This is a genomic window from Pseudomonas sp. FeS53a (genome assembly GCF_000931385.1).
GTDB classification, from domain to species: Bacteria; Pseudomonadota; Gammaproteobacteria; order Pseudomonadales; family Pseudomonadaceae; genus Metapseudomonas; species Metapseudomonas otitidis.
Map to the genome: position 1 here is coordinate 15,152 of NZ_JYFT01000066.1, position 26,005 is coordinate 41,156.

Below are 26,005 nucleotides of genomic sequence, written 5' to 3' on the forward strand. Positions count from 1 at the left end.
GGGTGGAGCGGTTAGCGAACGCCGGCGTTGCGCAGGGCGGCCGGGGTGTAGTCGGCAGCCTTGCCGACGAAGCCGAACTCGAAGCTGTGCTTCTCTTCGTTCTTCATGCCCAGGGCCAGGTAGCGGCCGGCGATGATGTCGTACAGCGCTTCCAGGGTGTAGGCCGGCACTTGCTGGTGGTAGTAGAACTGGGCGTGGCCTTCGGCGACGCGCCACAGCTGGCCACGACCGTCGTAGTGGTCCACCAGGGCCACCTGCCAGCTGTCTTCGTCGATGTACATGTGGCGCTTGGCGTAGATGTGCCGCTCACCCGGTTTCACCGTGGCCACCACTTCCCACACGCGGTGCAGTTCGTAGCGGGTCAGGTCCTGGTTGATGTGGCCGGCCTTGATCACGTCGTCATACTTGAGCGAGGGCGAGTCCAGCTTGTAGCTGTTGTAGGGGATGTACATCTCCTTCTTGCCCACCAGCTTCCAGTCGTAGCGGTCCGGTGCGCCGGAGAACATGTCGAAGTTGTCGGAGGTGCGCAGGCCGTCGGCAGCGGTGCCGGGGCCGTCGTAGGCGACCTGGGGGGCACGGCGCACGCGGCGCTGGCCGGCGTTGTAGATCCACGCCAGGCGCGGCTCCTTCACCTGGTCGAGGGTTTCGTGCACCAGCAGCACGTTGCCGGCCAGGCGCGAGGGGGCGGTCACCTGCTGCTTGAAGAACAGCAGCACGTTCTCGCCCTTGGCGGCCGGCAGGTCGGGCATCTCCTGGGGCACGGCCACTTCTTCCTCGAAGCGGATGGGGGTGTAGGAGCCGTTCACCTGGGGCGTGGCCTGGGTGATGACCCGGCGCAGGTTGCCGCCCCGGTAGCGGGTGACGTGGTTCCAGATCACTTCCACGCCGTTCTTGGGAATGGGGAAGGCGTAGTAGCGGCTTTCGGCGAAGTGGGCGAGGCCGTTGCCGTCGTTGATGGGCTGGACGTTCAGGGCGCTTTTCTTCGCGGCGTCCTGCACGGCCTGGGGCACGGTCACGGTGCGGTGGCTGGGGTACACCGGGATGCGGTAGGTCTCGGGGTAGCGCTTGAGCATCGCCACCTGGCCGTCGGAGAGCTTGTCCTTGTACTGGTCCACGTTCTGCGCGGTGATGGTGAACAGCGGCTTCTCGTTGGCGAAGGGGTCGGCGAGGAAGCCCTTGGCGTCCACGGCGCCGGCGTCCTTGCCGATGCCACCGGTCCAGGCGGGGATGCTGCCGTCGGCATTGCCGGCCTTCTCCGCGCCCAGGGGGGTGAGGGTGGTGCCGAGCTGGGCGGCTTCATCGGCGGAAACCGCGGCCATCACCTGGCTGGCCAGCAGGCTGAGGGCCAGGGCGGTGCTTTGCAGGAGGGTCTTGCGCATAGTCGTTTCGTCCACTCAGAAGTTCATGCCGAAGCTGACAGCGAGGAAGTCGCGGTCCACCAGGGTGTTGTACTTGCCGCCGAAGAAGTCGGTGTAACTGATGCTCGCGGTGTAGGTGTTCTGGTAGTCGGCATCGAGGCCGATGCTCAGGGCCTTGGCACCTTCGTTGAAGAGGCCGTTGGGGCCGTAGCCGTCGACGTCGTGGGACCAGGCCACGTTGGGCTTGAGGTTGATGCCGGCGATGACGTTGGCGTAGTCCAGCACGGCGCGGGTGCGGTAGCCCCAGGAGGTGCGGGTGACGAAGCCGTGGGTGTCGCCGCCGAAGCCGTAGGTGCCGTACACCGAGTCACGCCCGTAGCGCAGCTCGCGCGGGTTCTCCAGGCCGCCGACGCGGGCCAGGCCGACCTCGCCCACCAGGGTCAGGCGCTCGGCACCCAGGACCTGGTCGAAGAAGTGGGTCAGGGTGGTCTGCACCTGGGTGATTTCCTTGCGCTTGTAGCCGGTGTTGTCGGCGCCCTCACGGGACGCGATGGGAGACGCCGTGCCCCCTGCCAGCGGGTTGACCAGGGCCAGGGTCACGTCGTTGGTGTTGAGCTGGATGGGCGCGTTCGGGCGGTAGCTGATCTCGCCGCTCCAGGCGGTGCCGGTGGGCAGGGTGGTGGAGAAGCTCAGGCCGTAGAGCCGGATGTCCTCGGGGTATTCCAGGTAGTAGCGGCCGTTGCCGAGCGCCATGCTCTGGGCGAGCCCGGCACCGTTTGCAGCCACGGCAGCGGCAATGGCGGGGTTGCCCACGGAGCAACCGGCCGGACGCCCCAGGCTTGCGCAAACGGCGGCTTCGAGGGTCTGGCCGAACAGCGGGTTGGCAGCCGTCGCCAGTACGCCCGTGGCCGTCTTGGTGCCCACGAACGGGGTGCGGCTGTGGTAGTTCATGAAGTACGCGCCGTACTCGGTCTCGTCGCCCAGCCAGCGCAGGGCCACGCCGAACTGGCCGGAGTCGCGTGCGTCGCGGTCGCCGCCACGGGGCAGGATCACGCCCTCGCGGGCCACCTGGAAGCCCTGGCCGAAGCCCGCTGCGATGGGCTGCAGCGGCGCGATGGCCGGGGAGCCCACGGTGTAGCCGGTCACGCAGCCGTCGGCGGCCACGTCGCCACCGAAGAAGGTGCCGCAGTTGTCCAGCACGGTCTGGTCCCATTCCAGCTGGTAGAAGCCTTCCACGCTGAGCTGGTCGGTGAGGGTCTGGGACAGGTAGAACATGTTCACCGGGATCAGGCCTTCCTTGATCTCGGCGCCGGGACGGCGGAAGGCGGAGACGTCCACCGGGTTGATGGAGTTGATGCTGTTGCCGATGAAGGTGCTCTCGCCCCAGCTCACCACCTGCTTGCCGAGGCGGACGTTCCCCGGCAGGTCGGCGATGCTGTAGTTGTGGTAGACGAACGCATCCAGCAGCTGCGCGCCGGCGGACTTGGAGCCTTCCTTGCGGTTGTGGTCGCTGATGGGCTTGAAGCGGCGGTCCTCGTCCTTCAGCTCGAAGTCGTACCAGTACTTGCCCCGCAGGAAGATGCCGGTGTCGCGGTACTTCAGCTCCAGGTCGTGGATGCCCTTGAAGATCTTCGAGAAGGTCTCGCCCTTCTTGAAGTTGAGGCGGCCGTCGTCACCGGTGGACGACTGGCCCTTGCCGCCGTTCACGGTGCTGATCAGGTCCGGGTCGCCGTTGCGCATGGACCAGCTGGCGCCGACGGAGAGCGAGGAGTCGAACTGCCCCTCGATCTCGCCGATGTTGAAGTTCACGGCCTGGGCCTGGGTGGCGCAACCCAGGGTGATGGCGACGGCCAGCGCGTGCGGCCGGAAAACTGCGCGCGTTGTTGTTTTTGTCATGCGGCTTTCCTGGTGGGTGTAAGGAGGGCACCACCCTAACCAGTCACCCGCGCAGGCGATAAGCGCACCAAGGAGGGATTCATCCCTGTCGCTCGAAAGAGTGAATCCACCGCCACCGCCGGCGTCTCAGAGGGCCTTGTGAGGCCGCGCGGGGCTTTGGCATCCTCCCCGCTTTGCCCCACCGGCCACCGCCATGAACGACACCGACGCCCAGACCCTGGCCACCCGCGAGGTGGTGATGCGCTACCACCTGAGCTGGAAGGCGCGCGACATCGACGCCGTGCTCGCCCTCTACCACCCCGAGGTGGAATACAACGACTTCTTCCAGAACCGCTGCATGCGCCTGGCGGAGCTGGGCGACTACGTGCGCGCCACCATGCCCAGCGCCCCGGACGACTTCCTGGTGCACAGCGACCGCATCCGCGTGGACGGCGACACCGCCTTCATCCAGTACAGCCTGCGGGTCGGCCGCAGCGGTACCTTTCGTACCAGCGAGGCCATTACCGTTCGTGACGGGCTGATCTGGCGCATCAACGAGTACGCCCTGCTGGTGGCCGATGCCCGCGCCAGTGGCGAGCCCGAGCGCTCCAGCCGCCCGGCCGCCAGCCGCCTGGGCCTCTCCGCCCGCCAGCTGAGCCTGCTGGCGCGGGACCTGGAGGACTACTTCCAGCGCAGCCAGCCCTACCTCGACCCGGCCCTGGACCTGCACCAGGTGGCCACCGCCACCGGCTACACCCGCAACCAGATCTCCTACCTGCTCAACCAGATGCTCGGCCAGAGCTTCTACCAGTACGTGAACCAGGCGCGCCTGCGTCACCTGCTGGCCCAGCTGGAGGCCCAGCGCTCGGTGGCACGCATCGACGAGCAGGCCTTCGCCGCCGGCTTCAACTCCCTCTCGGCCTTCTACCGCTGCTTCCGCCAGCACACCGGCCTGTCGCCCAAGGCCTACCTCAAGCGCCTGCAGGCCGAGGGCTGAGCGCCCCGCTGCCTTGTCGGCGTGCCCGCGCGCACGACAAGGCGACCGGCAGCCACTAGGCTTGCCGCCCACGATCCCTTTAGACCCGAGGAATGCCCATGCCGGCCTGGAAATCGATCAGCCTGTGGATGGACCAGCTCGACGAGCCCCTCACGCCCCGCCCGGCCCTGGGCGGCAGCCTGGAGGCCGACGTCGCCATCATCGGCGCCGGCTACACCGGCCTGTGGACCGCCTACTACCTCAAGCGCCAGGCGCCCGAACTGAAGGTGGTGGTGCTGGAATCGGAAATCGCCGGCTTCGGCGCCAGCGGGCGCAACGGCGGCTGGCTGATGGGCAACCTGCTGGGCGAGGACCGCGCCCTGGCCCGCCTGCCCCGTGAAGAGCGCCGCGCCAGCTGGGACCTGCTCCACGGCATCCCCGACGAGGTGGCCGAGGTGCTCACCCGCGAGGGCATCGACTGCGACTACCGCAAGGGCGGCGTGCTCTACTGCGCGGCCCGCTACCCGGAGCAGGAAACCCGCCTGCGCCACTACCTCGACGACCTCCACGCCGAAGGCCTGAACGACGACGACTACCGCTGGCTCGCGCCCCACGAACTGGCCGGGCACATCCGCGTGGCCGGCGCCCTGGGCGGTCTCTACAGCCCGCACTGCGCCACCATCCAGCCGGCCCGCCTGGTGCGCGGCCTGGCCAGCGCCGTGGAGCGCCTCGGCGTGCAGGTGTTCGAACAGAGCCGGGTCACCGACTGGGCCCCGGGCCGGGTCACCACCCTGCAGGGCGAGGTGAAGGCGCGCTGGGTGGTGCCTGCCGTGGAAGGCTACGCCGCCGCGCTGCCGCCCCTGGGACGCTACCAGTTGCCGGTGCAGAGCCTGCTGGTAGCCACCGAGCCGCTGCCGGAGTCCACCTGGGCCGAGATCGGCCTGGCCCAGGGCCAGGCGTTCAGCGAGTTCAGCCGCCAGGTCACCTACGGCCAGCGCACCGCCGACAACCGCCTGGCCTTCGGCGCCCGGGGCGGCTACCGCTTCGGCGGTCGCCTGCGGGAGGACTTCAACCTCGACGACGAGGAAGTGGGCCTGCGCCGCTACCTGTTCGGCGAGCTGTTCCCCATGCTGCGCAACGTGCGCCTGACCCACAGCTGGGGCGGCAACCTCGGCATGGCCCGGCGCTTCCAGCCGCACATGCTGGTGGACCGTGCCAACGGCATCGCCCTCTCCGGCGGCTACGGCGGCGAAGGCGTCGGCGCCACCAACCTGGGCGGGCGCACCCTGGCCGACCTCATCCTCGGCCGCGAAACCCTGCTCACCCGCCAGCCCTGGGTACTCGGCGACGGCCCGCTGGATCGCCTCGCCGCCTGGGAGCCGGAGCCCTGCCGCTGGCTCGGCTACAACGCCATCATCCGCAGCTTCGTCCACGAGGACCGGGTGCTGGCCAACCCCCACAGCGCCCCCTGGCGGCGAGCCCTGGCCGCGCGCCTGGCCGCCTTCATGGAAAGCCTCATGCGCTGACGCGGCCCCGCCGCGCAGCCCCCTCCCCCCTGATTGGAAGCCCTTGCATGAAAGCCACCCTGCTGCAGAACACCCACACCCTGCCCCTGTCCGAACCCAGCCCGGTGCCGGTGCCCGTCGGTGAGCCGGTGCCCCATACCCGCGTGCATTCCGTCGAGCGCACCGACGGCGTGGAAACCGGCGTATGGGAATGCAGCCCCGGCAAGTTCCGCCGGCAGATCCTCGAGCAGGAGTTCTGCCACTTCACCCACGGCAGCTGCACCTTCACCCCGGACGGCGGCGAGCCCATCGAGATCAAGGCCGGCGACGCCCTGCTGCTGCCCGCCAACAGCCTGGGCGTGTGGGACGTGAAGGAAACCCTGCGCAAGACCTACGTCATCATCAGCCGCTGATCCCGGGGCCTTCGGGCCCTGGAAACCGACCGGCACCTCGGGCAGAGTGCCGGCGGTCCCCTCCCTGGTACGCCGCATGCCCGCGCCCTCTCCCCGCCACCTGCCCGTGTTCGATGCCCCGGACGCCCGCCTGCGCCCGGTGACCCGCGACTACCCCGACGGCCATTGCACCCCCGAGCACTGGCACGAAGGCGCACAGCTGATCTACGCCACCACCGGGGTGATGGAACTGAGCTGTGGCCAGGGCTGCTGGCTGATCTCGCCGCAGCAGGCGCTGTGGATGCCCGCACGCCTGCCCCACCGGCTGCGGGCCCGAGGGCCGGTGGCGCTGCGCACGGTGTACCTGCGCCCGGACCAGGCCCCGGCCGAGCTGCCCGATGCGCCCTACAGCCTGATGGTCAGCCCCCTGCTGCGCGAGCTGCTGCCCCGCGCCCTGCCGGTGGACGGCCGGACGCCGCCCGACAGCCGCGCCGCGCACCTGATGCACCTGCTGCTGGACGAGGTGCGCCAGGCCCACGCCGTGCCCCTGCGCCTGCCGATGCCCCGCGACCCACGCCTGCAGAAGCTCTGCCTGGGCCTGCTGGAGCAGCCGGGCGATCCCCGCAGCCTGGCGGACTGGGGCACCCAGGTGGGGGCCTCGACGCGCACCCTGGCTCGGCTGTTCCGGGCCGAGCTGGGCACCAGCTTCCTGCTCTGGCGCCAGCGGGCCCGTATCCAGGCCGCCCTGCCCCGGCTGGAGCGGGGCGAGGCGATCACGCGCATCGCGGCGGACCTGGGCTACGAATCCAGCGGGGCCTTCACCAGTGCGTTTCGCCGGCTGATGGGCAAGCCGCCGAAGGCCTGGCGCAACGAGGCTGGCTGATCAGCGCCGGTAACTGGCCGATGACCGACGGCCAACCGCCACCGCCCGCCCTACCCTGGGAGCCTCTGCCACGAGGAGCCCTGCCATGCCCACTGTCCACCGCCACAGCCTGCGCATCCCGGTCAACGGAATCGAACTGGACGCCTGGTACTACCTGCCGGACGCCCCGGCCCCCGTCCCATTGCTGCTGATGAGCCCCGGCTTCGCCGCGCTCAAGGCGTTGCACCTGGATGCCTTCGCCCGTCACTTCGCCGAGGCCGGCTTTGCCGTGGTGCTCTGCGACCACCGGGGCTTTGGCGCCAGTGGTGGGGAACCGCGCGAGGACATCGACCCGTGGCAGCAGGTGGACGACCTGCGCGAAGTGCTCACCTGGGCCAGCCTGCGCCCGGAGGTGGACGCCAGCCGCCTGGGGGTCTGGGGTTCCAGCTACAGCGGCGGCCACGCCATCGTGCTCGGCGCGCTGGACCGGCGGGTGCGCTGCGTGGTCGCCCAGGTGCCCACCATCAGCGGCCACCAGAGCTTCCTGCGGCGCGCAGGGGCGGGCCTGCATGCCGCGCGGGAGGCCTTCCAGGCCGACCGCCTGGCCCGCTACCAGGGGCAGCCGCCCAGCTACCGCCGGGTGATCAGCGAAGGCGACGCGCCCGGCCTCTACCCCGGTGCCGATGCCAGCGCCTTCTACGGCGCCAGCGCCACCCTGGCGCCGGACTGGCAGAACCGCGTGACCCTGCGCTCCAGCGAGCAGGCCAGCGAGTACGAACCGGGCAGCTACATCGAACGCGTCAGCCCCACACCGCTGATGCTCTTGGTGGCCGAACACGACACGGTGACCCCCACCGACCTGGCCCTGGCCGCCTACCAGCAGGCCCGGGAGCCGAAGCGGCTGGTGCTGCTGCCGGACGGGCATTTCGAGCCCTACACCCGGCATGCGCCCCAGGCGATGGCGGAGGCGCTGGCGTGGTTCCGCCAGCACCTGATGGATCAGTCGAAGCGGCCGTGACGGCCTTTCCCGGCGCTGAAGGCCTGGGCGCCCAGGCGGGTTTCGCCGCTGTGGATAACCGCCAGGCCGCCCTCGAATTCGTGGGCGATGGCGGTCTCGAACGGCAGGTCCCATTGGGCGTAGGCGCTGGCGCGGTCGGCGAGCAGGCAACGCTGCGGAAAGGCGGCGATCTCCCGCGCCAGGCCTTGCGCTGCTTCCAGCGCCGACCCGGCCGGCACCACGCGGTTCACCAGGCCGATGGCGAGCGCCTCGTCGGCCTGCACCGGGCGCCCGGTGAGGATCAGGTCCAGCGCCCGGCCCTGGCCGACGATGCGCGGCAGGCGCACGGTGCCGCCGTCGATCAGCGGCACGCCGAAGCGCCGGCAGAAGACACCGAGCACGGCGTCCTCGGCCATCACCCGCAGGTCTGCCAGCAGCGCCAGCTCCAAACCACCGGCCACGGCATGGCCTTCGATGGCGGCGATCAGCGGCTTGGCGAGCTGCATGCGGCTCGGTCCCATCGGCCCGTCGCCGTCCGCCTCCAGGCGATTGCGCCGCTCGCCGTCCTCGGCCACCGCCGCCAGGTCGGCACCGGCGCAGAAGGTGCCGCCGCTGCCGGTGAGCACCGCCACCTGCGCGTCATCGTCCGCCTCGAAGGCCCGCAGCGCCGCAGCCAGGGCCTCGGCGGTGGGCCGGTCGACGGCGTTGCGCACCTGCGGGCGGTCGATGGTCAGGGTGGTGATGGGGCCGTGCTTTTCGACGCGGATGCTCATCGGGGACTCCTTGGGGGTAAACGCAGGCAAGAAAAAGGCCGGCAAGATTGCCGGCCTTCACCCTAGTGCGTTCCTGGGGAGGTGTTCAGCCTGCTGGCGGAATCCCCTAGGAGTCTGGCGGGATCAACCCGTGTATTTCTGCAGGTTGGCCATCATTTCCTTCAGGGCTTCGACGTTGTCCGCCGGGTGGGCGGCGCCTTCGAAGTCGCAGATCTGCTGCCAGCTGGCGGCCACGTCTTCGACGCTGAAGCCCTGGCGCGGGTCGAAGCCGGCGCCCAGGCTGCGCTCCCAGCGCACCTTGCCGATCCAGCCGCCGCCCACTTCGAACAGGCCGGAGGTTTCCTGGCACTGCTCGCTGCCGAGGTAGACCACCAGGGGGCTGACCAGCTCGGGCTTGAGCTGCTCGAACACCTGCGGCGGGATCAGGCCTTCGGTCATGCGGGTGCCGCCGGTGGGGGCGATGGCGTTGACCAGGATGTTGTTCTTGCGGCCTTCGATGGCCAGGGTGCGGGTCAGCCCGTAGAGGCCGAGCTTGGCCATGCCGTAGTTGGACTGGCCGAAGTTGCCGTAGATGCCGGAGGTGGACGAGGTGAAGATCACCCGGCCATAGCCCTGCTCGCGCAGGTGCGGCCAGGCGGCGCGGGTGACCTTGTAGGCGCCTTCGACGTGGACCTTGTAGACCAGCTCCCAGTCGGCGTCTTCCATCTTGTGGAAGGTCTTGTCGCGCAGGATGCCGGCGTTGTTGACCACCACGTCGATGCGGCCGAAGTGGTCCAGTGCGGTCTGCACGATCTTGTCGCCGTCGGTGACGGAGTCATGGTTGGCCACGGCGGTGCCGCCCGCTTCGCGGATCTCGGCCACCACGCGGTCGGCGGCGGAGGCGTTGGCGCCCTCGCCATGGGTGCTGCCGCCCAGGTCGTTCACCACCACCTTGGCGCCGTGCTTGGCGAACAACAGGGCATGGGCGCGGCCAAGACCGCCACCGGCGCCGGTGACTATGACCACTTTGTCTTCGAAACGGATCGATTCGCTCATGCAATGGACTCCAGGGCAGTTTCGGGTATCGGCCGAGTGTCCTGCAGTGCCGCCCGGCCGACAAGAAAGGTGGACGGGCATGAATGGTGGGCGATAACGGTGGGGGATGGCCGGGCGCGTCGCAGAGCGCCCGGCGGCGGCTCAGTCGAAGGGCATGAACAGCGCGCCACGCGGGCGCAGCTTGAACAGCCACCAGTTGTAGAAGGTGCAGAGCAGGGTCACCAGCAGGCAGGCGACGAAGCAGCCGACACAGCTGAACCAGACCCAGGGGGCGTTCTCGTAGTAGGCGGCGTAGGCCACCAGGCCGAAGCTGGCCAGCAGCAGGAGCACGGCCAGGCCACGCCCGGCGATGCGGAAGAAGGGGTGCAGCAGCACCAGCAGCTTGTACAGCATGTGACCTCCGAGCCCGGGCACAGGGCCCGGGCGCATCTTGGAAAGGAGGCCGCGATGCTAGGCCGCGGAGCCGCTGGCAGGCTGCCGGACAATTCCGAATGCACTACCGGACGGCTCCGGGAAGCGCCCCTAGGCGAGGCGCAGGCGGCTGAGGTGGTCGTACAGGTGCATGACATGGGCCTGGGCGTACTCGGCATGGTCGAGGGCGCCGTAGGCGAAGTGCGGGGCCAGCTCGCCGGTATGCCCGGCGAAGGCGGCGAAGGCGCGTTGCAGGCGGGCCAGTGCCTCGGCCTGGGCGAGCGGGGCGTCCAGTGCCGGGGCACCGGGGATGGCCTCGTCCAACGGGTGGCGCATGGCGCCCCGGGCGGCGAACAGGTCGAAGGCCAGCGGGCCGACGCTGTGGCGGAACCAGGCCGGCTTGAGCTGTGGATAACCCGTGAGGGAGAACTCGATGCTCTGGGCGCAGTGGTTGAACACTTCGGCCGGGCTCCAGCCGGCGAGGCTGACCAGGGTGCGCCCTTCCCAACCGGCCAGCAGGCGCTGGGCCGCCTCCAGGCTGACGGGCGCCGGCGCCACCGCGCGGGGCAGCGCCCAGTAACCGGCGCCTGCAGCGGCCACGCCCCCGAGGGCGGTCAGTTGCAGGAATCGACGTCGCTTCATGTGGTGCTCTCCAGGGCCTGGCGGAACGCCAGGTAATGCTGCAAGACCTGGCTCGGTGCCTCGGTCTGCGGGTAATGGCCGATGTGTTCGAGGAGCACAGTGTCGGGCTCGGGGATCAGTTCGCGGTAGCGCGCCACCATGTGGGCGCCGGAAATGGGGTCGACGGCACCGTCGATCACCCGCAGCGGCACGCCGCCTTTCTGCATGGCAGCCACCCAGCGGTCGCGCTGCTCGCGGCGCTCGGGGATGTAGCGGATCAGCCGGTGCATCACCGCCGGGCCATCGTGGGCGGCTACCAGGCTCCAGAAGTCATCCAGCTCCGCTGCCGAAGGCTGGGTCGCCGGGCCGAAGACCTTGCCGAAATTCGCTCCCAGCTTGGCGCGGGAAAAGCCCCGGCCGATCAGGGGGCCTAGAGGGCTGAGCAGCAGCTTCTGCACCAGCACCGGGCGGTGGGTCTCGGGGAACAGCCCGCCGTTGAGGAACACGCAACTGGCGATCCGGGCGCGGCCTTCGTGGTGCCGCGCCAGCAGTTCCTGGGCGACGCTATCGCCGTAGTCGTGGGCCAGCAGGTGCACCGGGCCGTCGATGCCCAGGTGGCGCACCAGGGCCTGCTGCAGGTCGGCCTGTTCCAGCAGGCGGTAGTCGTGGCCGCGCGGCTTGTCGGAGTCGCCGAAGCCGAGCATGTCGCAGGCGATCACCCGGTAGCGCTCGGCCAGGGGCTGCCACAGGTAGTGCCAGTCCCAGGCGGCGGTGGGGAAGCCGTGGATCAGCAGCAGCGGTTCGCCCTGCCCGGCCTCCCAGTAGCGGATGCGGTGGCGATGGAACAGCAGGTCGCGGCCCTGGGCGCGCCAGTCGCCCAGGGGGATGCCCGGCAGGGCCATCAGTCGCGGTACCCGGGGTTCTGCTGGTCGAGCTTGCGCAGCAGCGCCGGCCACGGCAGCGCGCCGCCCATGCCGGTGGGGCTCTTCATCACGCCGGCGATCATCTGCCGGGCGCCGTCGAGGATCTGCTGCGGGATGTGGATCAGCTCGGCGCCGCCGCTCTGGGCCATCACCTGCACTTCGCAGGCGCGCTGCATCGTGAACATGCCGAGGAAGGCGTCGGCGATGCTGCCGAAGGCGGTGAGCAGGCCGTGGTTGGGCAGGATCATGAAGTTGGCGCTGCCGAGGTCGGCCTGCAGGCGGGCCTTCTCCTCGTGGTGCAGGACCACGCCTTCGTAGCCGTGGTAGGCCAGGCTGGCGAGCACGAACAGGGATTGCTGGGAGAGCGGCAGCAGGCCCTGCTTCTGCGCCGAGACGGCGATGCCGGCGGGGGTGTGGATGTGCAGCACGCAGCCGACGTCCTGGCGCACTTCGTGGATGGCGCTGTGGATGGTGTAGCCGGCGGGGTTGATGTCGTAGGGGCTGTCCATCAGCTTGTTGCCGGCCAGGTCGACCTTCACCAGGCTGGAGGCGGTGATCTCGTGGAACATCATCCCGTAGGGGTTGATGAGGAAGTCCTCGGTGCCGGGCACCTTGGCGGAGATGTGGGTGAAGATCAGGTCGTCCCAGCCGTACAGGGCGATCAGGCGGTAGCAGGCGGCCAGGTCGACGCGGGTCTGCCACTCGGCAGCGGAGACCTGGTCCTTGATGGAGGGGCTGGGCGGAGTCTGGGCAGCGGTCACGGCGATCACCTCGTTGTTGTTGTGGGTGACCGGAGTCTAGCGAGGCCGTGGCACCCCGCGAGTCGCCTTGGCAGCCATCCTGATGACCGAGGGAGTCACAGCAGGTGGGTCAGCAGGGGCGCGGCGAACAGGTTGAGCAGCCCCATCAGGACCATCACCAGGCCGGCGACGGTGCCCTCTTCGCGCCCCACTTCCTGGGCCCGGCTGACCCCGGCGCCGTGGGCACCGACGCCGAACAGGGCGCCCCGGGCGAGGCTGCTGCGCAGCGGCAGGAAGCGGATCAGCAGGCTGCCGGCGAGGGCGCCGAAGACGCCGGTGATCATCACGAACACCGCCGTCAGCTCCGGTACGCCGCCCAGGCCCTGGGCCAGGGGCATGGCGAAGGGCGTGGTGATCGAACGCGGCACCAGCGAGCGGCTCACCGGCGCCTCCAGGGCCAGGGCCTGGGCCAGCCACCAGGAGCTGGCGATGGCCACGCTGCTGCCCATCAGCATGCCCAGCGAGAGCGCCGGCCAGTGCCGGGCCAGCAGGGCGCGCTGCTGCCAGATGGGCACAGCGAAGGCCACCGTGGCCGGGCCGAGCAGCAGCATCAGCCAGTGGGTGAGCCCGGCGTACTCGGCATAGGCGGTGTGCAACGGCACGGCCACCGCAAGCAGCAGCGCCGGCACCAGGATCAGCGGCGACAGCAGGTAGCGCCCGCTGCGCCGGTACAACCAGCGGCTGAGCAGGTAGCCGCCGAGGGTCAGGGCGAGCCAGAACCAGGCCATCGGATCAGTGCTCATGGCGTTCACTCCAGCGGCACACCAGCTCCACGGTCAGGGCGGTGGCGAGCATCACCAGCAACGTGCTGACGCCGATCACCAGCAGGATGCGCCAGCCTTCGCTGCGCAGCAGCGCGCCGTAGTCCAGCAGGCTCATCAGCGCCGGGATGAAGAACAGCAGCATCTCCGCCATCAGCAGCCCGGCGCCCAGCTGCAGCGCTGCGGGCTGCACGCGACCGCTGGCGAAGGCGGCCAGCAGCAGGCCGAGGCCGATCACCCCGCCGGGAATCGGCCAGGCCAGCCAGGCGGCGATCTGGCCACCCAGCAGGTAAAGGGCGATGAGCACGACGAGCTGCAGGACGAGGCGGGACAGGTGGCTGAGGCGGGCGCGGGACATGGGATGCACTCCAGTAATGGCGTGCAGCTTAGGGCCGGGCCTATCATCCCAAAAGCGAATTGTTCGACTTGCTCCCATTCGAGATTGGAATAGCGATGGAATTTCACCAGCTGCGCAGTTTTGTCGAAGTGGTGCGCCAGGGCGGCTTCACCCAGGCGGCCAAGACCCTGCACGCCACCCAATCCACCATCAGCAAGCAGGTGGCCCAGCTGGAGCAGCGCCTGGGGGTGCTGTTGCTGGAGCGCAACGGCCCGAATCTGCGCCTGACCGATGCCGGCACCCTGGTGCTGCGCCGTGCGGACGAGCTGCTGCGCCTGCGCCAGGACCTCTACAGCGAGCTGGACGACCTCAGCCAGCTGGCCCGGGGCGAGCTGCGCCTGGGCCTGCCGCTGCTGGGTGGCGAGGTGATGTTCGCCGAGCTGTTCGCCGCGTACCGGCAGCGCTACCCGAACATCGTGGTGCGGCTGTTCGAGGGCGGCAGCAAGCTGATGGAGGAGGCGCTGCTGCGCGGTGAGCTGGACATCGGCGGCAGCCTCACGCCCAACGATCCGGCGCTGGCCTTCCAGCCGTTCTGCAACGAGCCGCTGGACGTGCTGCTGCCCGAGGCCCATGAGCTGGCGGGGTGTGACGGCATCGCCCTGGCCCAGCTGAAGGATGCGCCCTTCCTGCTCTACCAGCAGAGCTTCACCCTCAACGACCGCCTGCTGCTGGCGTGTCGCCAGGCCGGCTTCACCCCACGGGAGGTGGGACGCAGCGGCCAGGCGGACTTCCTCGCGGCGCTGGTGGCCGCCGGCCAGGGCGTGGTGCTGCTGCCGCGCATCGTCGCCCGCACGCTGGAACGACCGGGCCTGCGCCGGGTGCCGCTGGTGGAGCCGGACCTGCGCTGGGACATCGCCTTCGTCTGGCGCCAGGGCGCCTACCTGTCACGGGCGGCGCAGGCCTGGCTGGATCTGTTGAAGGAATATTCGCCGCTGACGGCGTCAGGCGACGCAGTGGGCTAGAGGAATTGCCGGTCCAGTAGCGGCCACCGGCGCTGAGCGTCGAGGTCGTCGGCCAGCAAGCGGAAACCGTCGAACTCGAAGGCCGGGGCGACGTTGCAGCCCACCAGGGTGTAGGCCCCGAAGGCCCGCGCCGCCTGCCAGGCATGGGCACGCACGGTGCGCTGCGGCAGGCTGCCCTCGCCCACCGGCCCGAGGCGCTCGCGGCGCAGGGCCTGGGGGTCGTCGGCGATCAGCAGCTCCAACGGGTCGCCTTCGTAGAAGTGCCAGGTCTCGTCGGCGTCCACCCGGTGCCAGCGGCTGATGCCGCCGGCGGGCAGGAGGAAGAAGATCGACGAGGACATCGAGCGGCCATCCGCCAGGCTGCCCTGGGCCTCGAACACCCGGCGGTAGAAACCACCCTCGGGGTGCGGGGCCAGTTGCAGGGCTTCGATGAGGTACGCCGCGCGCGGGTGCATCAGGCGCTGAGCGCAGCGGCGAAGCGGGCGATCCAGGGCTCGGCGTCCACTTCCGGGGTGACGGTTTCGCTGGCGTCCAGGCGCAGCATCTCCTGCACCTCGCGCAGGCCCAGTTCGGCGTGCAGCTCACGCATCATCTCGCCGCCACCGCAGAACTGGTCGTAGCTGGAGTCGCCGAGGGCCAGCACGGCGGCGGGACGGCCGCGCCAGTCGGGCAGCTGGTCGCGCAGGGCGTGGTAGAGGGGCAGCAGGTTGTCGGGCAGCTCGCCCATGCCGGTGGTGGAGGTCACACTGAGGAACGCTTCGGGGCCGAAGGCCTTGAGTTCGTCGAGGGTCATCCCGGCCTTGTGCCAGGCCTCGTGGCCGGCGGCCTTGAGCAGCCGCTCGGCGTGGCGGGCGACTTCTTCGGCGGTGCCATAGACCGAGCCGGATAGGATGGCGACTTTCATGACTTCTCCTGTTAGCGCGAAATGAATCGCATTATGCCGCAACTGGCAGTCCGCCCCCGATGTTTTAGAATCCCTGCACCTCGAACCAGGAACTCGTCATGATCAACGCCAAACTGCTCCAGCTGGTGGTCGAAGCCTCCAACGACGGCATCGTCGTCGCCGAACAGGAAGGCGACGACAACATCCTCATCTATGCGAACCCGGCGTTCGAACGGCTGACCGGCTACAGCCAGGACGACATCCTCTACCGCGATTGCCGCTTCCTGCAGGCGGGCGACCGTGACCAGCTCGGCCTCGCGGCGATCCGCCAGGCGATCAAGAAGGGCGAGCCGAGCCGGCAGATCCTGCGCAACTACCGCAAGGACGGCAGCGTGTTCTGGAACGAGCTGTCCATCACCCCGGTGCACAACGAGGCGGACCAGCTGACGTACTACATCGGCATCCAGAAGGACGTGAGCCCCGAGGTCGAGGCACGCCAGCGCGTGCGCGAACTGGAGGCGGAGGTGGCAGCCCTGAAGGCCCGCATCGCGGAACTGGGGGGCTGAGGCGTCAAGGCAGGCGAGGCCGCTGCGGCGGCGCAGCGGGTTCTTCCAGGTTCTGTCAGGTGTCCAGGTGACCGTCGAGCAGGCGGCGCAAGCGCAGTTGCATGGTGCGCCCCTCGCTGCCCAGGGTGGCCACCGGGCTGCGCTCCAGGGCGCTGCCGATCAGGTCGGCGGCTTCGCCGGCCAGGGCCAGCGGGCACTCCACCGAGAGCGCCAGGCGCCCGAGCCGCGCGGCCAGGTCGTCCGCCGGCGGGTGGTTGGAGAACACCACCAGCGCCTGGGGCGCGATCTTCTCGCACACCAGCGGCAGCTCCTGGAACGGCTGATCCAGCCCCAGCACGCGGATCGCGCAGTCACCATGGCTGAGCAGCAAGGCCGCCACCAGCAGCTCCAGTTCGCGGCACTCGCCCTGCAGCGGGGCGACCACCACGCAATCTTCCCCATCCCCCGGTGACAGCTGCAGGCGCTGCAGCACCCGCCCGCGCAGGAAGGCGTCGAAGAAGGCCCATTCGCTGGCCACGCCGTATTCGTCCTGGCGCAGCAGCAGGTCGCGCCAGAGCGGCATCAGCACGTCCTGGAACACCACGGTGAGCGGGTAGGTGGAGAACACCTGGCCATAGAGGCGCTCCAGGGCCGGGCCGTCGAAGGCCGACAGCGCCCGGCGCAACTGCGTCTGCCACTCGCCCCACTCAGCCATGGAGGCGGCCGGCTGCACCGGGGCGGGTGCCCGGGTGGAGGCGCTGCGGGCGAGGATCTGCCCGACCTTGCTGACCGGTACGCCACGGTCGATCCAGGCCAGGATGCTGCGCACGGCCTCGACGTCGGCATAGGAATAGAGGCGGTGGCCGCTGTCGGTACGGGTCGGCTGGATCAGCCCGTAGCGACGCTCCCAGGCGCGCAGGGTGACCGGGTTGACGCCGGTGAGGCGGGAGACTTCGCGGATCGGGAAGAGTTCTTCCTGCTGCATGGCGATGGCTGCGTTATCGGTCATGGCAAAAGGTCTGGGCTTGAAAGCGCAGAGTTTAACCCAGGGCCGGCTCCTTGCTCAGTGCCCGGATGCGGTGCGGTATGCGCCATGGGCGCGCACCGAGCCGGCTTCCACTGTCCGGTTGCCATCCGGCGGCCCCATGGCACGCAGCACTGGCGTATTCAGCCGAAACAGGAATAATCCTTGCCTCTGAAAGAAGCAGGCCCACTACCCCGGGCCGCTTCCTGCGCTGCCCCTACCCTGGGCGGCGCCCGCAACAGGAGATACACGATGTCTGCCGATCCCGTCACCCTCATGGTGGCGCGCCGGGTCACCCGCGAGCGCTACGACGATTTCATGGCCTGGCTGCGCGAAGGCGAGCAACTGGCCGCCGACTTCCCCGGCTACCTCGGCTCGGGCGTCCTGGCCCCGCCGCCCAACGACGACGAATTCCAGATGATCTTCCGCTTCGCCGACGAGCCCACCCTGGCCGCCTGGGAGCATTCCGCTTCTCGCCGTGCCTGGCTGGAACGCGGCGCCGGCCTTTTCGACCGTCCTCACGAACACCGCGCGCTGGGTCTGGACGCCTGGTTCGGCAGTGCTGACCGCCGGCCGCCCCGCTGGAAGCAGAGCATCGCCATCTGGCTGGCCTTCTTCCCGGTGTCGCTGGGCTTCAACCTGCTGTTCGGCCCCTGGCTCGGCGGGCTCGACCTGCTGTTGCGCGTCTTTTTGAGCACGCTGGTTTTGACGCCACTGATGACCTACTGGTTCATCCCGTTATCCACCCGCCTGCTGGCTCCCTGGCTGAACGCACCGGCTTCCCGTACCCGCCGCCCCGGCCTCACGGCTCCCTCCCGATAACGTCACAAAGGTTGTACAGAGGCAAAATCTGTACAACCTTCCAACACCCTCTCTTTTTCTATAACCCCACACAAATCAAGGCCTTGGCTGAATTTACGGTCGGAATCCGGATTTCTTCAGCGCCAAGAATTGTACAAACTCAGGCTTCTGGTATAAGTTTTCACCATTCCGCCCCAGCCTGGGGTATCGCCCTGCCACGAGGCCCCCATGAGCCCTTCGGCCGCTCCCATCCTGATCACCGGTGCCAGCCAGCGCGTGGGCTTGCATTGCGCCGAACGCCTGCTGGACGACGGCCAGCCGGTGATCATCAGCTACCGCACCGAGCGCGAAGGCGTGCACCGGCTGCGTGAGCGCGGCGCCTGCGTGATCGCGGCGGACTTCTCGGACGAAGCCGGCATCCTCGCCTTCATCGAACAGCTCAAGGCCGCTACGCCGCACCTGCGGGCCATCGTGCACAACGCCTCCGACTGGCTCACCGAAGCGCCCGGCCACGAGGCCGAGGCCTTCCAGCGGATGTTCAGCGTGCACATGCTGGCGCCCTACCTGATCAACCTGCATGCCGAGGCGCTGCTGCGCCACGGCGGTCCGGCCGACATCGTCCACATCAGCGACGACGTGGCGCGCAAGGGCAGCGAGAAACGCATCGCCTACAGCGCCAGCAAGGCCGGGCTGGACAACCTCACCCTCTCCTTTGCCGCCCGCTATGCCCCGGCCATCAAGGTCAACGGCATCGCGCCGGCGCTGGTGATGTTCAACACCGGTGACGACGCCACCTACAGGACGAAGACCCTGGCCAAATCCGCCCTCGGCATCGAGCCCGGGCCGGAAGTCGTGTACCAGGGCCTGCGCTACCTGCTGGACAACCCCTACGTCACCGGAACGACGCTAACCCTCAATGGCGGCCGCCACCTGAAGTGAACCGGCCGTACGGACTGCCAAGATGAATGACGACCTGTCCTCCCACTACCGGGAAATCCTCATGGGCGTGGGTGAGAACCCCGAGCGCGAGGGCCTGCTGGATACGCCCAAGCGGGCTGCCAAGGCGATGCGCTACCTGTGCCGTGGCTACGAGCAGAGCCTGGAGGAAGTGGTCAACGGCGCGCTGTTCTCGTCCGACAACGACGAGATGGTGACCGTGAAGGACATCGAGCTCTACTCCCTGTGCGAGCACCACCTGCTGCCCTTCATCGGCAAGGCGCACGTGGCGTACATTCCCACCGGCAAGGTGCTCGGCCTGTCCAAGGTGGCGCGCATCGTCGACATGTTCGCCCGCCGCCTGCAGATCCAAGAGAACCTCACCCGGCAGATCGCCGAGGCCATCCAGCGCGTGACCGGCGCCGCCGGCGTCGCCGTGGTGATCGAGGCCAAGCACATGTGCATGATGATGCGCGGCGTGGAGAAGCAGAACTCGGTGATGACCACCTCGGTCATGCTCGGGGCCTTCCGTGAATCGCCGAGCACCCGCCAGGAATTCCTCAAACTCATCGGACGGAGCTGAGCATGCCGAGACTGGAGCCAGGAATGGCGCGGATCCGCGTGAAGGACCTGCGCCTGCGTACCTACATCGGGATCAAGGAGGAGGAGATCCTCAACAAGCAGGATGTGCTGATCAACCTCACCATCCTCTACCCGGCCACCGACGCGGTGGACTTCAACGACATCGACCATGCGTTGAACTACCGCACCATCACCAAGGCCATCATCCAGCACGTCGAGGAGAACCGCTTCGCCCTGCTGGAGCGCCTGACCCAGGAGATCCTCGACCTGGTGATGACCAACCCACGGGTGAGCTACGCCGAAGTGGAAGTGGACAAGCCCCACGCCCTGCGTTTCGCCGAGTCGGTGTCGATCACCCTCGCCGGCCACCGCTGATCCCCGCTGCCCGGCCTCGCGCCGGGCATTGCCGTCCCCGGGAGCGGCTCTTATCATCGCCGCGCCCTCCTCACCGATCCCAAGGAGTCCTCCGATGAACGAGCAACAGCGCCTCGAACTCGAAGCCGCCGCCTTCCGTCGGCTGGTCCAGCACCTGCGCAGCCGCACCGATGTGCAGAACATCGACCTGATGAACCTCGCCGGCTTCTGCCGCAACTGCCTGTCCAAGTGGTACAAGGCCGCCGCCGACGACATCGGCGTCGAAGTCAGCCCCGAGCAGGCCCGCGAAGAGATCTACGGCATGCCCTATGCCGACTGGAAGGCCAAGTACCAGAAAGAAGCCAGCGCCGAGCAGCAAGCGGCCTTCGACAAAGCGAACAAAGCATGAACGACCTGAATGCATTCCGTGGCCGCCTGGCCAGTGGCGAGCACCTCTTCGCCGACACCCTGGCCTTCATCGCTGCCGGCTACGACTACCAGCCCTGCGCCTTCGTCAACGGCGGCGTGGAGAACGCCGCCGGGCAGAACGAGGGCTCCTGCAAGACCCTGGGCCTGGCCCTGCTGGAAGGCCTGAGCCGCGACGAAGCCCTGCTGGCGTTCGGCGAGCACTACCGCGCCGTGCTGGCCACCCCCGAGGGCAGTGACCACGGCAACATCCGCGCGCTGATGAAGAGTGGCCTGGACGGCGTTCGCTTCGACGGCGAGCCGCTCAAGCGCAAGGCCTGAGAAACCGTTCTACACGCGACTCATCTGTCAGAGAAAGCTGACATACGTCACAAAAAGAACAACGTATCCTGCGCGACGTAACGGGAACACCAGGGAAGGTGTCCTACGCCTATACACCCCGTTGAGCGTTTCCCCTTCCCGTGCAGTTTCGGAGTCGCATGGATGCAACAGACCCTCGTTTGGAAACCCTGGTCCCACCCCGGCGTGGAGCACCTGCGCCTGCACCGTGATGCCGACGGCGTCCACGTCAGCAGCCACCTCATGCAGAGCCGCGGCGGCAGCAGTTTCGCCGCCACCTACGTGCTGGACTACGACCCCGAATGGCGCTTCCGCCAGCTCTGGCTGAAGGTGGACGACCACGGCCCCCGCAGCCTGCGCCTGCAGCGCACCGACGACGGCCGCTGGACCCTCGACGGACAGCCCTGCCCGGACCTGGAGCCCTGCGACCAGGTGATGCTGGGCGCCAGCCCCTTCACCCACAGCCCGATCCTGCTGGGCAAGCCGCTGGAGACCTGGGAAGAACGCACCCACCAGGTGGCGCACATCGACCTGCCCACCCTGACGGTGCAGGCGCGCCCACAGCGCTACCGCTGCGTGAAGCGCGATGCGCAGCTGAGCCGGTACCACTGGGAACAGGAAGGCGACGCGGGCGGCGAACTGACCCTCGACGACCGGGGCCTGGCCACCCGCCTCGAAGGGCAGTTCCTGCGCCTGGACGCCCGCACCCTGCGCCTGGCCGAACTGCCCATCAACACCTGGGTCTGACGCGCCCTCAGAGCGCGTCGAGGTAGCGTTCCACGTCCAGCGCCGCCATGCAGCCGGCGCCGGCGGAGGTGATGGCCTGGCGGTACACCGAGTCGGCCACGTCACCGGCGGCGAACACCCCGGCCACGCTGGTGGCGGTGGCATTGCCGTCGCGCCCGCCGTTGACCACAACGTAGCCGTCGCGCAGGGCCAGTTGGCCCTCGAACAGCGAGGTGTTCGGCGTGTGGCCGATGGCGACGAACAGGCCATCCACCTTCAGCTCGTCCATCTGCCCGTCGCGGCCGCGCAGGCGCACGCCGGTCACGCCCATATCGTCGCCCAGCACCTCGTCCACCTCGGCATTGAGCTTGAGCACGATGCGCCCCTCGGCGATGCGTGCGCGGAGCTTGTCCTGCAGGATCTTCTCGGCGCGGAAGGTCTCCCGGCGGTGCACCAGGGTCACCTTGCTGGCGATGTTGGCCAGGTACAGCGCCTCTTCCACCGCCGTGTTGCCACCGCCCACCACCGCCACCTCACGGTTGCGGTAGAAGAAGCCGTCGCAGGTGGCGCAGGCGGACACACCCTTGCCCATGAAGCGTTCCTCGGAGGGCAGCCCCAGGTAACGGGCGCTGGCACCGGTGGCGATGATCAGCGCGTTGCAGCTGTAGGTGCCGCTGTCCCCCACCAGGGTGAAAGGCTCGCCGGCCAGGTCCACGGCGTTGATGTGGTCGAAGACGATCTCCGTCTCGAAGCGCTCGGCGTGTTCCTGCATGCGCTGCATCAGCGCCGGCCCGGTGAGCCCGTGGGCATCGCCCGGCCAGTTGTCCACCTCGGTGGTGGTGGTCAGTTGCCCGCCCGCCTGCATGCCAGTGATCAGCAAGGGTTTGAGGTTGGCGCGGGCGGCATAGACGGCCGCGCTGTAACCGGCGGGGCCGGAGCCGAGGATGATGACGCGGGCGTGGCGAGTGACGGACATGGCGGACACCTCAGGTAATAAAAAGAGGCCGCTGCGAGCACTTGGGGAAGGCTTAGGGAATGCAGCGGCCTCGCGAACCAGCGGGAGCCGGCGAGCCCCCGAAAATGCTGGCAAGGCTACCGACGGCGCCCCCGGCCACGGAAATGTGCATTGCTTATCCCCTCGATAGGTCGCCCCTATCGCCTGGCGGGCGTGTGACGCCAGCGCTTTTACCGCCCCGGCAAAGCCGGTAAGGTCGCGCCAGTCCCCCCTCATGGAGCGCCCGATGCCCGCCCCTGCCCTGTCCGGCCCGCAATACCTCGGCGAAGGCCTGAAACTCATCCTCCGTCCCGGCCTGCGCCTGTTCGTGCTGCTGCCGCTGACCCTGAACCTCCTGCTGTTCATCGCCCTGATCGGCTTCGCCATGCGCGAATTCAGCGGCTGGGTCGATGCCTTCATGCCCAGCCTGCCCGACTGGGCGAGCTTCCTCGAATACCTGATCTGGCCGCTGTTCGTGGCGCTGGTGGTGCTGCTGGTGTTCTTCAGCTTCACCATGATCGCCAACATCATCGCCGCGCCCTTCAACGGCTTCCTCGCCGAGAAGGTGGAAGTGGTGGTGCGCGGCCAGGACGACTTCCCGCCCTTCAGCTGGGCCGAACTGGTGGCCATGGTGCCGCGCACCATCGGCCGCGAACTGCGCAAGCTGGGCTACTTCCTGCCCCGCGCGGCGGGCCTGCTGATCCTCAGCTTCATCCCCGTGGTGAACCTGGTGAGCACGCCGCTGTGGTTCGTCTTCGGCATCTGGATGATGGCCGTGCAGTACATCGACTACCCGGCGGACAACCACAAGCTGGGCTGGAACGAGATGCTCGCCTGGCTGCGCGAGAAGCGCTGGCAGAGCCTGGGCTTCGGTGGCTCGGTGTACCTGGCGCTGCTGATCCCCTTCGTCAACATCGTGATGATGCCCGCCGCCGTCGCCGGCGCCACCCTGTTCTGGGTGCGCGAAGGCGGCGACAAGGCCCTGCCCCACTGATGCACCGGCGCGGGCCCGGACCCGCGCCGCCCTCCCCGGCTGTCACCGGCCGGTCACGCAAAATTCACACGGGCTAAACGGCGGGCGTCGACACTCAAGTCATGAGCCTGCCTGCCCTTCGAATCGCCCTCGTCAGCGAAACCTACCTGCCGGAAATCAACGGCGTCGCCAACACCCTGTCGCGGCTGTGCGAGGGCCTGCGCGCACGCGGGCACCAGCTGCAGCTGGTGCGCCCCCGCCAGGCCGTGGACCAGGGTGTGAAGAGCAGCGACGAGCTGCTGCTGGTGCGCGGCTGGCCGCTGCCCGGCTATCCGGGGCTGCAATGGGGCCAGTCGAGCCTGCACAAGCTGCTGACGCGCTGGAAGCAACGCCGCCCCGACGTGCTCTACATCGCCACCGAAGGCCCCCTGGGCCTGTCCGCCCTGCGTGCGGCGCGACGCCTGGGGGTGCCGGTGATCAGCGGCTTCCACACCAACTTCCAGCAGTACACCGGCCACTACGGCGTGGGCCTGCTGACGCGCCTGCTGACCAACTACCTGCGCTGGTTCCACAACACCTCGCAACTGACCCTGGTGCCCAGCGCCAGCCAGAGCGAGGAGCTGCGCCGCCGCGGCTTCGAGCGCCTGGCCCTGCTGGCACGCGGCGTCGATGGCCAGCTGTTCACCCCGGCCCGGCGCTGCCAGGGCCTGCGGGAAGCCTGGGGGCTGGAGCCGGACGACATCGCCGTGCTGCACGTCGGCCGCCTGGCCCCGGAGAAGAACCTGCGGCTGCTGGCGCCCACCTTCCAGGCCTTGTGCAAGGCCCATCCCCAGCGCCGCCTGAAGCTCATCGTGGTGGGCGACGGCCCGTCGCGCACCGCCTTGCAGGCCGAGCTGCCGGAGGCGTTGTTCTGCGGCATCCAGCGCGGCGAGGAACTGGCCCGGCACTACGCCAGCGCCGACCTGTTCCTCTTCCCCAGCCAATCCGAGACCTTCGGCAACGTGGTGCTGGAGGCGCTGGCCTCGGGCCTGGCGGTGGTGGCCTTCGACCAGGCCGCCGCAGCCCAGCACATCCGCCATGGGCACAACGGCGCCCTGGCGGTGCCCGACGAGCCGGCCACCTTCAGCGACGCCGCCTGCTGGCTCCTGGAAGACGACGAGACCCTGCGCCGGGTACGCCTCAACGCCCGCCAGCACGCCGGCCGCCAGGGCTGGGACAGCATCGTCCAGCAGTTCGAGCAGCACCTGCGCAGCGTCGGCTCCGCCGAGGCGGCGCTGCCCGCCGACGCCCGCCTGCAGCCACCCTCGCCCTGAGGCCTCAGCCGAACGGCCGGGCCGGTGCGGCGAACGCCAGGCTGAGGGCACCACGCCCCAGATTGATGGCGCCGGTGGGGCTGAGCATCGCCACCTGCAGCACCACATCCCGCGCGAGGCAGGCCGCCTCCAGCTCGGCGAAGCCCGGCAGGTCGCGCACCAGGGACAGTTCCCCGGCGTAGCTGATGCACAGCTGCGGCGCCAGCAGGTCGCCCGCCATCACCCGCGCGCAGGCGTGGGCGAACAGCTTCTCCGCCGCACGCTCGAAGCTCGGCGCCAGGGTCACGGGCTTGTCCTCGCCCTGCTGCACGCTGATCACCGGCTTCACGTCCAGCAGCGAACCGATCCCCAGGGCCGCACCGCGCATGCGGTCCAGCAGGCCGCTGCGCTCGCCCTTCTGGAAGCCGCGCTTGCGCAGGTGGCCGAGGTCATCGGCGATGAGGAAGGTGCACACCGACTCGGCCAGCTGCTCCAGCCGCGCCCGCACCGCACTGGGGTGTCCGCCCCCGGCGATCAGCCGCACGGCCTCGGCGGCCAGCACCGCGCTGCCGGCGAACAGCGTGCGGCCGTCGATCACCCGCATGGCGAACGGCGTGGTCAGCCCGGCCGCGCTGCGCCGCTCGCGGTAACACTGCAGCAGGCCGAAGGAGGCCTGGGTGGCGTGCTCGAAGATGGCGCTGCGCTGGGCGGAAAGGGTCAGGCAGATGACGTGGTCGTACTGGGTCACCAGCTCTTCGAGGAACCAGGCCTGGGTTTCCGCAGCGCTCAGCGGCTCGCTGCCGTCGCCAGGGCCGACCCGGGGCAACTGGTCGACGTAGAAACGCCCGGTGACCTCGGGAATGCGGCGGTCCACCAGGGTGTCCTGGCCGAGGCGGATACGGATGGGCAGAACGCGGATGCCCCGCTCCGCGATGAAGGTCTGAGGCAGATCGCAGGTGGCATCCACCACCAATCCGGTGCGCATGGGACGACTCCTAGGGCCGGTGGACCGGCCGCTTGTTGTGGTGCCCGGACCATGCGCCTTCGCCCGGGGCAAGTCAGCCCAACCGATTGAGGGTTTGTGGTGAGGGTGGCCTGTCGAAGGCCGTGCCCTAAGCCCACTATTTGGGGGACCAAGCTGATTATCGAGTTCTGCGGATGTTCCCTGTTTCGCCTTCCCAGGCGAGTTTCTTTTTTCAATCGCCAAAAAAGAAACCAAAAAGGCTCGCCCCGCCATTCGGGTCCCGCTGCGCGGGACTTCCCTCGCTCCGTCGCTGCTACGGGGGCCGGCGCGATGGGCCATCCATGGCCTGACGCGCCTCTCGCGGCATCCATGCCGCTCGTCCCCCTACGCAACGACTGCGCTCGGCCTCCTGAAGGGGCAGTTTCCCTGCCTCACCCTCTTGGCAAGCACGACCACCGAGTGCGCTCATGACTTGCTGCTTCAGAGCGTTCGGCGCCGGCGAGTTGCAAAAACCGTAG

The 26,005-nt window shown here is 68.9% G+C and carries 31 protein-coding genes; 16 read left to right on the top strand and 15 right to left on the bottom strand.

Translation table 11 applies throughout. The features are described 5' to 3' along the window. Window positions 1–11: 11 nt before the first annotated feature. Both SZ55_RS21460 and SZ55_RS21465 read right to left on the bottom strand, forming a co-directional pair. A complete protein-coding gene (locus tag SZ55_RS21460; protein ID WP_044411370.1) occupies window positions 12–1,379 on the bottom strand; it encodes a DUF1329 domain-containing protein in 1,368 nt (455 codons plus the stop codon). Between the two features lie 15 nt (window positions 1,380–1,394). After that, complete coding sequence (locus SZ55_RS21465; protein ID WP_044411373.1) at window positions 1,395–3,254, bottom strand: DUF1302 domain-containing protein; 1,860 nt, start codon at window positions 3,252–3,254, stop codon at window positions 1,395–1,397. A 238-nt stretch (window positions 3,255–3,492) separates the two neighbouring features. Between SZ55_RS21465 and SZ55_RS21470 the strand changes: the two genes are divergently transcribed. The 5 genes from SZ55_RS21470 (at window position 3,493) to SZ55_RS21490 (ending at window position 7,986) form a co-directional block, all read left to right on the top strand. After that, on the top strand, window positions 3,493–4,230 hold the full coding sequence (locus SZ55_RS21470; RefSeq protein ID WP_044411493.1) for an AraC family transcriptional regulator: 738 nt from the start codon (window positions 3,493–3,495) through the stop codon (window positions 4,228–4,230). A 98-nt stretch (window positions 4,231–4,328) separates the two neighbouring features. Further along, window positions 4,329–5,735, top strand: a complete 1,407-nt coding sequence (locus SZ55_RS21475; protein ID WP_044411376.1) for an NAD(P)/FAD-dependent oxidoreductase — start codon at window positions 4,329–4,331, stop codon at window positions 5,733–5,735. 47 nt (window positions 5,736–5,782) lie between these two features. Continuing rightward, window positions 5,783–6,127 carry a cupin domain-containing protein gene (locus SZ55_RS21480; protein WP_044411379.1) on the top strand — a complete coding sequence of 115 codons (345 nt, stop codon included), beginning with the start codon at window positions 5,783–5,785 and terminating at the stop codon, window positions 6,125–6,127. Window positions 6,128–6,203: 76 nt separating this feature from the next. Next, window positions 6,204–6,989 (top strand): AraC family transcriptional regulator, encoded by a 786-nt coding sequence (locus tag SZ55_RS21485; RefSeq protein WP_152644530.1) that lies wholly within the window; start codon window positions 6,204–6,206, stop codon window positions 6,987–6,989. 85 nt (window positions 6,990–7,074) lie between these two features. Further along, window positions 7,075–7,986: an alpha/beta hydrolase gene (locus SZ55_RS21490; protein WP_044411382.1), complete on the top strand. Its 912-nt coding sequence runs from the start codon at window positions 7,075–7,077 to the stop codon at window positions 7,984–7,986. On the opposite strand, the gene SZ55_RS21495 is transcribed toward SZ55_RS21490, so the two are convergent. From SZ55_RS21495 to SZ55_RS21530, 8 genes are all read right to left on the bottom strand, one after another. After that, a complete protein-coding gene (locus SZ55_RS21495) occupies window positions 7,968–8,738 on the bottom strand; it encodes a crotonase/enoyl-CoA hydratase family protein (protein ID WP_044411385.1) in 771 nt (256 codons plus the stop codon). The genes SZ55_RS21490 and SZ55_RS21495 overlap by 19 nt on opposite strands. Window positions 8,739–8,861: 123 nt before the next feature. Next, a complete protein-coding gene (locus SZ55_RS21500) occupies window positions 8,862–9,773 on the bottom strand; it encodes an SDR family oxidoreductase (RefSeq protein ID WP_044411388.1) in 912 nt (303 codons plus the stop codon). 141 nt (window positions 9,774–9,914) lie between these two features. Continuing rightward, a complete protein-coding gene (locus SZ55_RS21505; RefSeq protein WP_044411391.1) occupies window positions 9,915–10,166 on the bottom strand; it encodes a hypothetical protein in 252 nt (83 codons plus the stop codon). A 129-nt stretch (window positions 10,167–10,295) separates the two neighbouring features. Then, window positions 10,296–10,826 carry a DUF1569 domain-containing protein gene (locus SZ55_RS21510; protein ID WP_044411394.1) on the bottom strand — a complete coding sequence of 177 codons (531 nt, stop codon included), beginning with the start codon at window positions 10,824–10,826 and terminating at the stop codon, window positions 10,296–10,298. Further along, complete coding sequence (locus tag SZ55_RS21515; protein ID WP_044411397.1) at window positions 10,823–11,707, bottom strand: alpha/beta fold hydrolase; 885 nt, start codon at window positions 11,705–11,707, stop codon at window positions 10,823–10,825. The genes SZ55_RS21510 and SZ55_RS21515 overlap by 4 nt, the downstream gene beginning before the upstream one ends. After that, entirely contained in the window at window positions 11,707–12,489 is a 783-nt protein-coding gene (locus SZ55_RS21520; RefSeq protein WP_044411498.1) for a class II aldolase/adducin family protein, read from the bottom strand. The genes SZ55_RS21515 and SZ55_RS21520 overlap by 1 nt, the downstream gene beginning before the upstream one ends. Window positions 12,490–12,584: 95 nt before the next feature. Beyond that, window positions 12,585–13,271 (bottom strand): LrgB family protein, encoded by a 687-nt coding sequence (locus SZ55_RS21525; RefSeq protein WP_044411400.1) that lies wholly within the window; start codon window positions 13,269–13,271, stop codon window positions 12,585–12,587. Next, window positions 13,261–13,647, bottom strand: a complete 387-nt coding sequence (locus SZ55_RS21530) for a CidA/LrgA family protein (RefSeq protein WP_044411403.1) — start codon at window positions 13,645–13,647, stop codon at window positions 13,261–13,263. Before SZ55_RS21530 ends, SZ55_RS21525 begins: the two co-directional genes overlap by 11 nt. 95 nt (window positions 13,648–13,742) lie before the next feature. Here SZ55_RS21530 and SZ55_RS21535 point away from each other — a divergent pair, with 95 nt between their 5' ends. Continuing rightward, window positions 13,743–14,648 carry a LysR family transcriptional regulator gene (locus tag SZ55_RS21535; RefSeq protein WP_044411407.1) on the top strand — a complete coding sequence of 302 codons (906 nt, stop codon included), beginning with the start codon at window positions 13,743–13,745 and terminating at the stop codon, window positions 14,646–14,648. Here the strand turns inward: SZ55_RS21535 and SZ55_RS21540 are convergent. After that, window positions 14,645–15,103: a cupin domain-containing protein gene (locus SZ55_RS21540; RefSeq protein WP_044411410.1), complete on the bottom strand. Its 459-nt coding sequence runs from the start codon at window positions 15,101–15,103 to the stop codon at window positions 14,645–14,647. The two genes, SZ55_RS21535 and SZ55_RS21540, sit on opposite strands and share 4 nt — an antisense overlap. Then, window positions 15,103–15,552, bottom strand: a complete 450-nt coding sequence (locus SZ55_RS21545) for a flavodoxin (protein WP_044411413.1) — start codon at window positions 15,550–15,552, stop codon at window positions 15,103–15,105. Before SZ55_RS21545 ends, SZ55_RS21540 begins: the two co-directional genes overlap by 1 nt. 98 nt (window positions 15,553–15,650) lie before the next feature. On the opposite strand from SZ55_RS21545, the gene SZ55_RS21550 reads away from it, so the two are divergent. Then, window positions 15,651–16,097 carry a PAS domain S-box protein gene (locus SZ55_RS21550; RefSeq protein ID WP_044411416.1) on the top strand — a complete coding sequence of 149 codons (447 nt, stop codon included), beginning with the start codon at window positions 15,651–15,653 and terminating at the stop codon, window positions 16,095–16,097. A gap of 55 nt (window positions 16,098–16,152) precedes the next feature. On the opposite strand, the gene SZ55_RS21555 is transcribed toward SZ55_RS21550, so the two are convergent. Further along, window positions 16,153–17,085, bottom strand: coding sequence for a MerR family transcriptional regulator (locus SZ55_RS21555; RefSeq protein WP_044411419.1), 933 nt, complete (start codon window positions 17,083–17,085; stop codon window positions 16,153–16,155). Window positions 17,086–17,352: 267 nt separating this feature from the next. On the opposite strand from SZ55_RS21555, the gene SZ55_RS21560 reads away from it, so the two are divergent. The 7 genes from SZ55_RS21560 (at window position 17,353) to SZ55_RS21590 (ending at window position 21,285) form a co-directional block, all read left to right on the top strand. Then, window positions 17,353–17,922, top strand: coding sequence for an antibiotic biosynthesis monooxygenase (locus SZ55_RS21560; protein ID WP_044411422.1), 570 nt, complete (start codon window positions 17,353–17,355; stop codon window positions 17,920–17,922). Between the two features lie 207 nt (window positions 17,923–18,129). Further along, on the top strand, window positions 18,130–18,840 hold the full coding sequence (gene folM / locus SZ55_RS21565) for a dihydromonapterin reductase (protein WP_044411425.1): 711 nt from the start codon (window positions 18,130–18,132) through the stop codon (window positions 18,838–18,840). A gap of 22 nt (window positions 18,841–18,862) precedes the next feature. Continuing rightward, a complete protein-coding gene (gene folE / locus SZ55_RS21570; RefSeq protein ID WP_044411428.1) occupies window positions 18,863–19,420 on the top strand; it encodes a GTP cyclohydrolase I FolE in 558 nt (185 codons plus the stop codon). A gap of 2 nt (window positions 19,421–19,422) precedes the next feature. Then, window positions 19,423–19,794 carry a dihydroneopterin triphosphate 2'-epimerase gene (folX, locus tag SZ55_RS21575; RefSeq protein ID WP_044411431.1) on the top strand — a complete coding sequence of 124 codons (372 nt, stop codon included), beginning with the start codon at window positions 19,423–19,425 and terminating at the stop codon, window positions 19,792–19,794. 94 nt (window positions 19,795–19,888) lie between these two features. Then, window positions 19,889–20,182 carry a DUF1244 domain-containing protein gene (locus tag SZ55_RS21580; RefSeq protein ID WP_044411434.1) on the top strand — a complete coding sequence of 98 codons (294 nt, stop codon included), beginning with the start codon at window positions 19,889–19,891 and terminating at the stop codon, window positions 20,180–20,182. After that, window positions 20,179–20,520 carry a HopJ type III effector protein gene (locus tag SZ55_RS21585; RefSeq protein ID WP_044411437.1) on the top strand — a complete coding sequence of 114 codons (342 nt, stop codon included), beginning with the start codon at window positions 20,179–20,181 and terminating at the stop codon, window positions 20,518–20,520. The genes SZ55_RS21580 and SZ55_RS21585 overlap by 4 nt, the downstream gene beginning before the upstream one ends. A gap of 162 nt (window positions 20,521–20,682) precedes the next feature. Next, the gene (locus tag SZ55_RS21590; protein ID WP_044411440.1) at window positions 20,683–21,285 is read left to right on the top strand and encodes a putative glycolipid-binding domain-containing protein; all 603 of its coding nucleotides are present in this window, start codon (window positions 20,683–20,685) and stop codon (window positions 21,283–21,285) included. 7 nt (window positions 21,286–21,292) lie between these two features. Here SZ55_RS21590 and trxB read toward each other — a convergent pair whose 3' ends face one another. Continuing rightward, window positions 21,293–22,240 carry a thioredoxin-disulfide reductase gene (gene trxB, locus SZ55_RS21595; protein ID WP_044411443.1) on the bottom strand — a complete coding sequence of 316 codons (948 nt, stop codon included), beginning with the start codon at window positions 22,238–22,240 and terminating at the stop codon, window positions 21,293–21,295. A gap of 265 nt (window positions 22,241–22,505) precedes the next feature. Between trxB and cysZ the strand changes: the two genes are divergently transcribed. Both cysZ and SZ55_RS21605 read left to right on the top strand, forming a co-directional pair. Then, the gene (gene cysZ, locus SZ55_RS21600; RefSeq protein ID WP_044411444.1) at window positions 22,506–23,252 is read left to right on the top strand and encodes a sulfate transporter CysZ; all 747 of its coding nucleotides are present in this window, start codon (window positions 22,506–22,508) and stop codon (window positions 23,250–23,252) included. A 101-nt stretch (window positions 23,253–23,353) separates the two neighbouring features. After that, a complete protein-coding gene (locus SZ55_RS21605) occupies window positions 23,354–24,544 on the top strand; it encodes a glycosyltransferase family 4 protein (protein ID WP_044411447.1) in 1,191 nt (396 codons plus the stop codon). 4 nt (window positions 24,545–24,548) lie between these two features. On the opposite strand, the gene SZ55_RS21610 is transcribed toward SZ55_RS21605, so the two are convergent. Next, window positions 24,549–25,508: a DegV family protein gene (locus tag SZ55_RS21610; RefSeq protein WP_044411449.1), complete on the bottom strand. Its 960-nt coding sequence runs from the start codon at window positions 25,506–25,508 to the stop codon at window positions 24,549–24,551. Window positions 25,509–26,005: the final 497 nt, after the last annotated feature.

Coding starts and splice junctions, on each gene's coding strand:
- SZ55_RS21460 (WP_044411370.1), bottom strand. CDS start 1,379: ATGCGCAAGACCCTCCTGCAAAGCACCGCCCTGGCCCTCAGCCTGCTG.
- SZ55_RS21465 (WP_044411373.1), bottom strand. CDS start 3,254: ATGACAAAAACAACAACGCGCGCAGTTTTCCGGCCGCACGCGCTGGCC.
- SZ55_RS21470 (WP_044411493.1), top strand. CDS start 3,493: ATGCGCTACCACCTGAGCTGGAAGGCGCGCGACATCGACGCCGTGCTC.
- SZ55_RS21475 (WP_044411376.1), top strand. CDS start 4,329: ATGCCGGCCTGGAAATCGATCAGCCTGTGGATGGACCAGCTCGACGAG.
- SZ55_RS21480 (WP_044411379.1), top strand. CDS start 5,783: ATGAAAGCCACCCTGCTGCAGAACACCCACACCCTGCCCCTGTCCGAA.
- SZ55_RS21485 (WP_152644530.1), top strand. CDS start 6,204: ATGCCCGCGCCCTCTCCCCGCCACCTGCCCGTGTTCGATGCCCCGGAC.
- SZ55_RS21490 (WP_044411382.1), top strand. CDS start 7,075: ATGCCCACTGTCCACCGCCACAGCCTGCGCATCCCGGTCAACGGAATC.
- SZ55_RS21495 (WP_044411385.1), bottom strand. CDS start 8,738: ATGAGCATCCGCGTCGAAAAGCACGGCCCCATCACCACCCTGACCATC.
- SZ55_RS21500 (WP_044411388.1), bottom strand. CDS start 9,773: ATGAGCGAATCGATCCGTTTCGAAGACAAAGTGGTCATAGTCACCGGC.
- SZ55_RS21505 (WP_044411391.1), bottom strand. CDS start 10,166: ATGCTGTACAAGCTGCTGGTGCTGCTGCACCCCTTCTTCCGCATCGCC.
- SZ55_RS21510 (WP_044411394.1), bottom strand. CDS start 10,826: ATGAAGCGACGTCGATTCCTGCAACTGACCGCCCTCGGGGGCGTGGCC.
- SZ55_RS21515 (WP_044411397.1), bottom strand. CDS start 11,707: ATGGCCCTGCCGGGCATCCCCCTGGGCGACTGGCGCGCCCAGGGCCGC.
- SZ55_RS21525 (WP_044411400.1), bottom strand. CDS start 13,271: ATGAGCACTGATCCGATGGCCTGGTTCTGGCTCGCCCTGACCCTCGGC.
- SZ55_RS21530 (WP_044411403.1), bottom strand. CDS start 13,647: ATGTCCCGCGCCCGCCTCAGCCACCTGTCCCGCCTCGTCCTGCAGCTC.
- SZ55_RS21535 (WP_044411407.1), top strand. CDS start 13,743: ATGGAATTTCACCAGCTGCGCAGTTTTGTCGAAGTGGTGCGCCAGGGC.
- SZ55_RS21540 (WP_044411410.1), bottom strand. CDS start 15,103: ATGCACCCGCGCGCGGCGTACCTCATCGAAGCCCTGCAACTGGCCCCG.
- SZ55_RS21545 (WP_044411413.1), bottom strand. CDS start 15,552: ATGAAAGTCGCCATCCTATCCGGCTCGGTCTATGGCACCGCCGAAGAA.
- SZ55_RS21550 (WP_044411416.1), top strand. CDS start 15,651: ATGATCAACGCCAAACTGCTCCAGCTGGTGGTCGAAGCCTCCAACGAC.
- SZ55_RS21555 (WP_044411419.1), bottom strand. CDS start 17,085: ATGACCGATAACGCAGCCATCGCCATGCAGCAGGAAGAACTCTTCCCG.
- SZ55_RS21560 (WP_044411422.1), top strand. CDS start 17,353: ATGTCTGCCGATCCCGTCACCCTCATGGTGGCGCGCCGGGTCACCCGC.
- folM (WP_044411425.1), top strand. CDS start 18,130: ATGAGCCCTTCGGCCGCTCCCATCCTGATCACCGGTGCCAGCCAGCGC.
- folE (WP_044411428.1), top strand. CDS start 18,863: ATGAATGACGACCTGTCCTCCCACTACCGGGAAATCCTCATGGGCGTG.
- folX (WP_044411431.1), top strand. CDS start 19,423: ATGCCGAGACTGGAGCCAGGAATGGCGCGGATCCGCGTGAAGGACCTG.
- SZ55_RS21580 (WP_044411434.1), top strand. CDS start 19,889: ATGAACGAGCAACAGCGCCTCGAACTCGAAGCCGCCGCCTTCCGTCGG.
- SZ55_RS21585 (WP_044411437.1), top strand. CDS start 20,179: ATGAACGACCTGAATGCATTCCGTGGCCGCCTGGCCAGTGGCGAGCAC.
- SZ55_RS21590 (WP_044411440.1), top strand. CDS start 20,683: ATGCAACAGACCCTCGTTTGGAAACCCTGGTCCCACCCCGGCGTGGAG.
- trxB (WP_044411443.1), bottom strand. CDS start 22,240: ATGTCCGTCACTCGCCACGCCCGCGTCATCATCCTCGGCTCCGGCCCC.
- cysZ (WP_044411444.1), top strand. CDS start 22,506: ATGCCCGCCCCTGCCCTGTCCGGCCCGCAATACCTCGGCGAAGGCCTG.
- SZ55_RS21605 (WP_044411447.1), top strand. CDS start 23,354: ATGAGCCTGCCTGCCCTTCGAATCGCCCTCGTCAGCGAAACCTACCTG.
- SZ55_RS21610 (WP_044411449.1), bottom strand. CDS start 25,508: ATGCGCACCGGATTGGTGGTGGATGCCACCTGCGATCTGCCTCAGACC.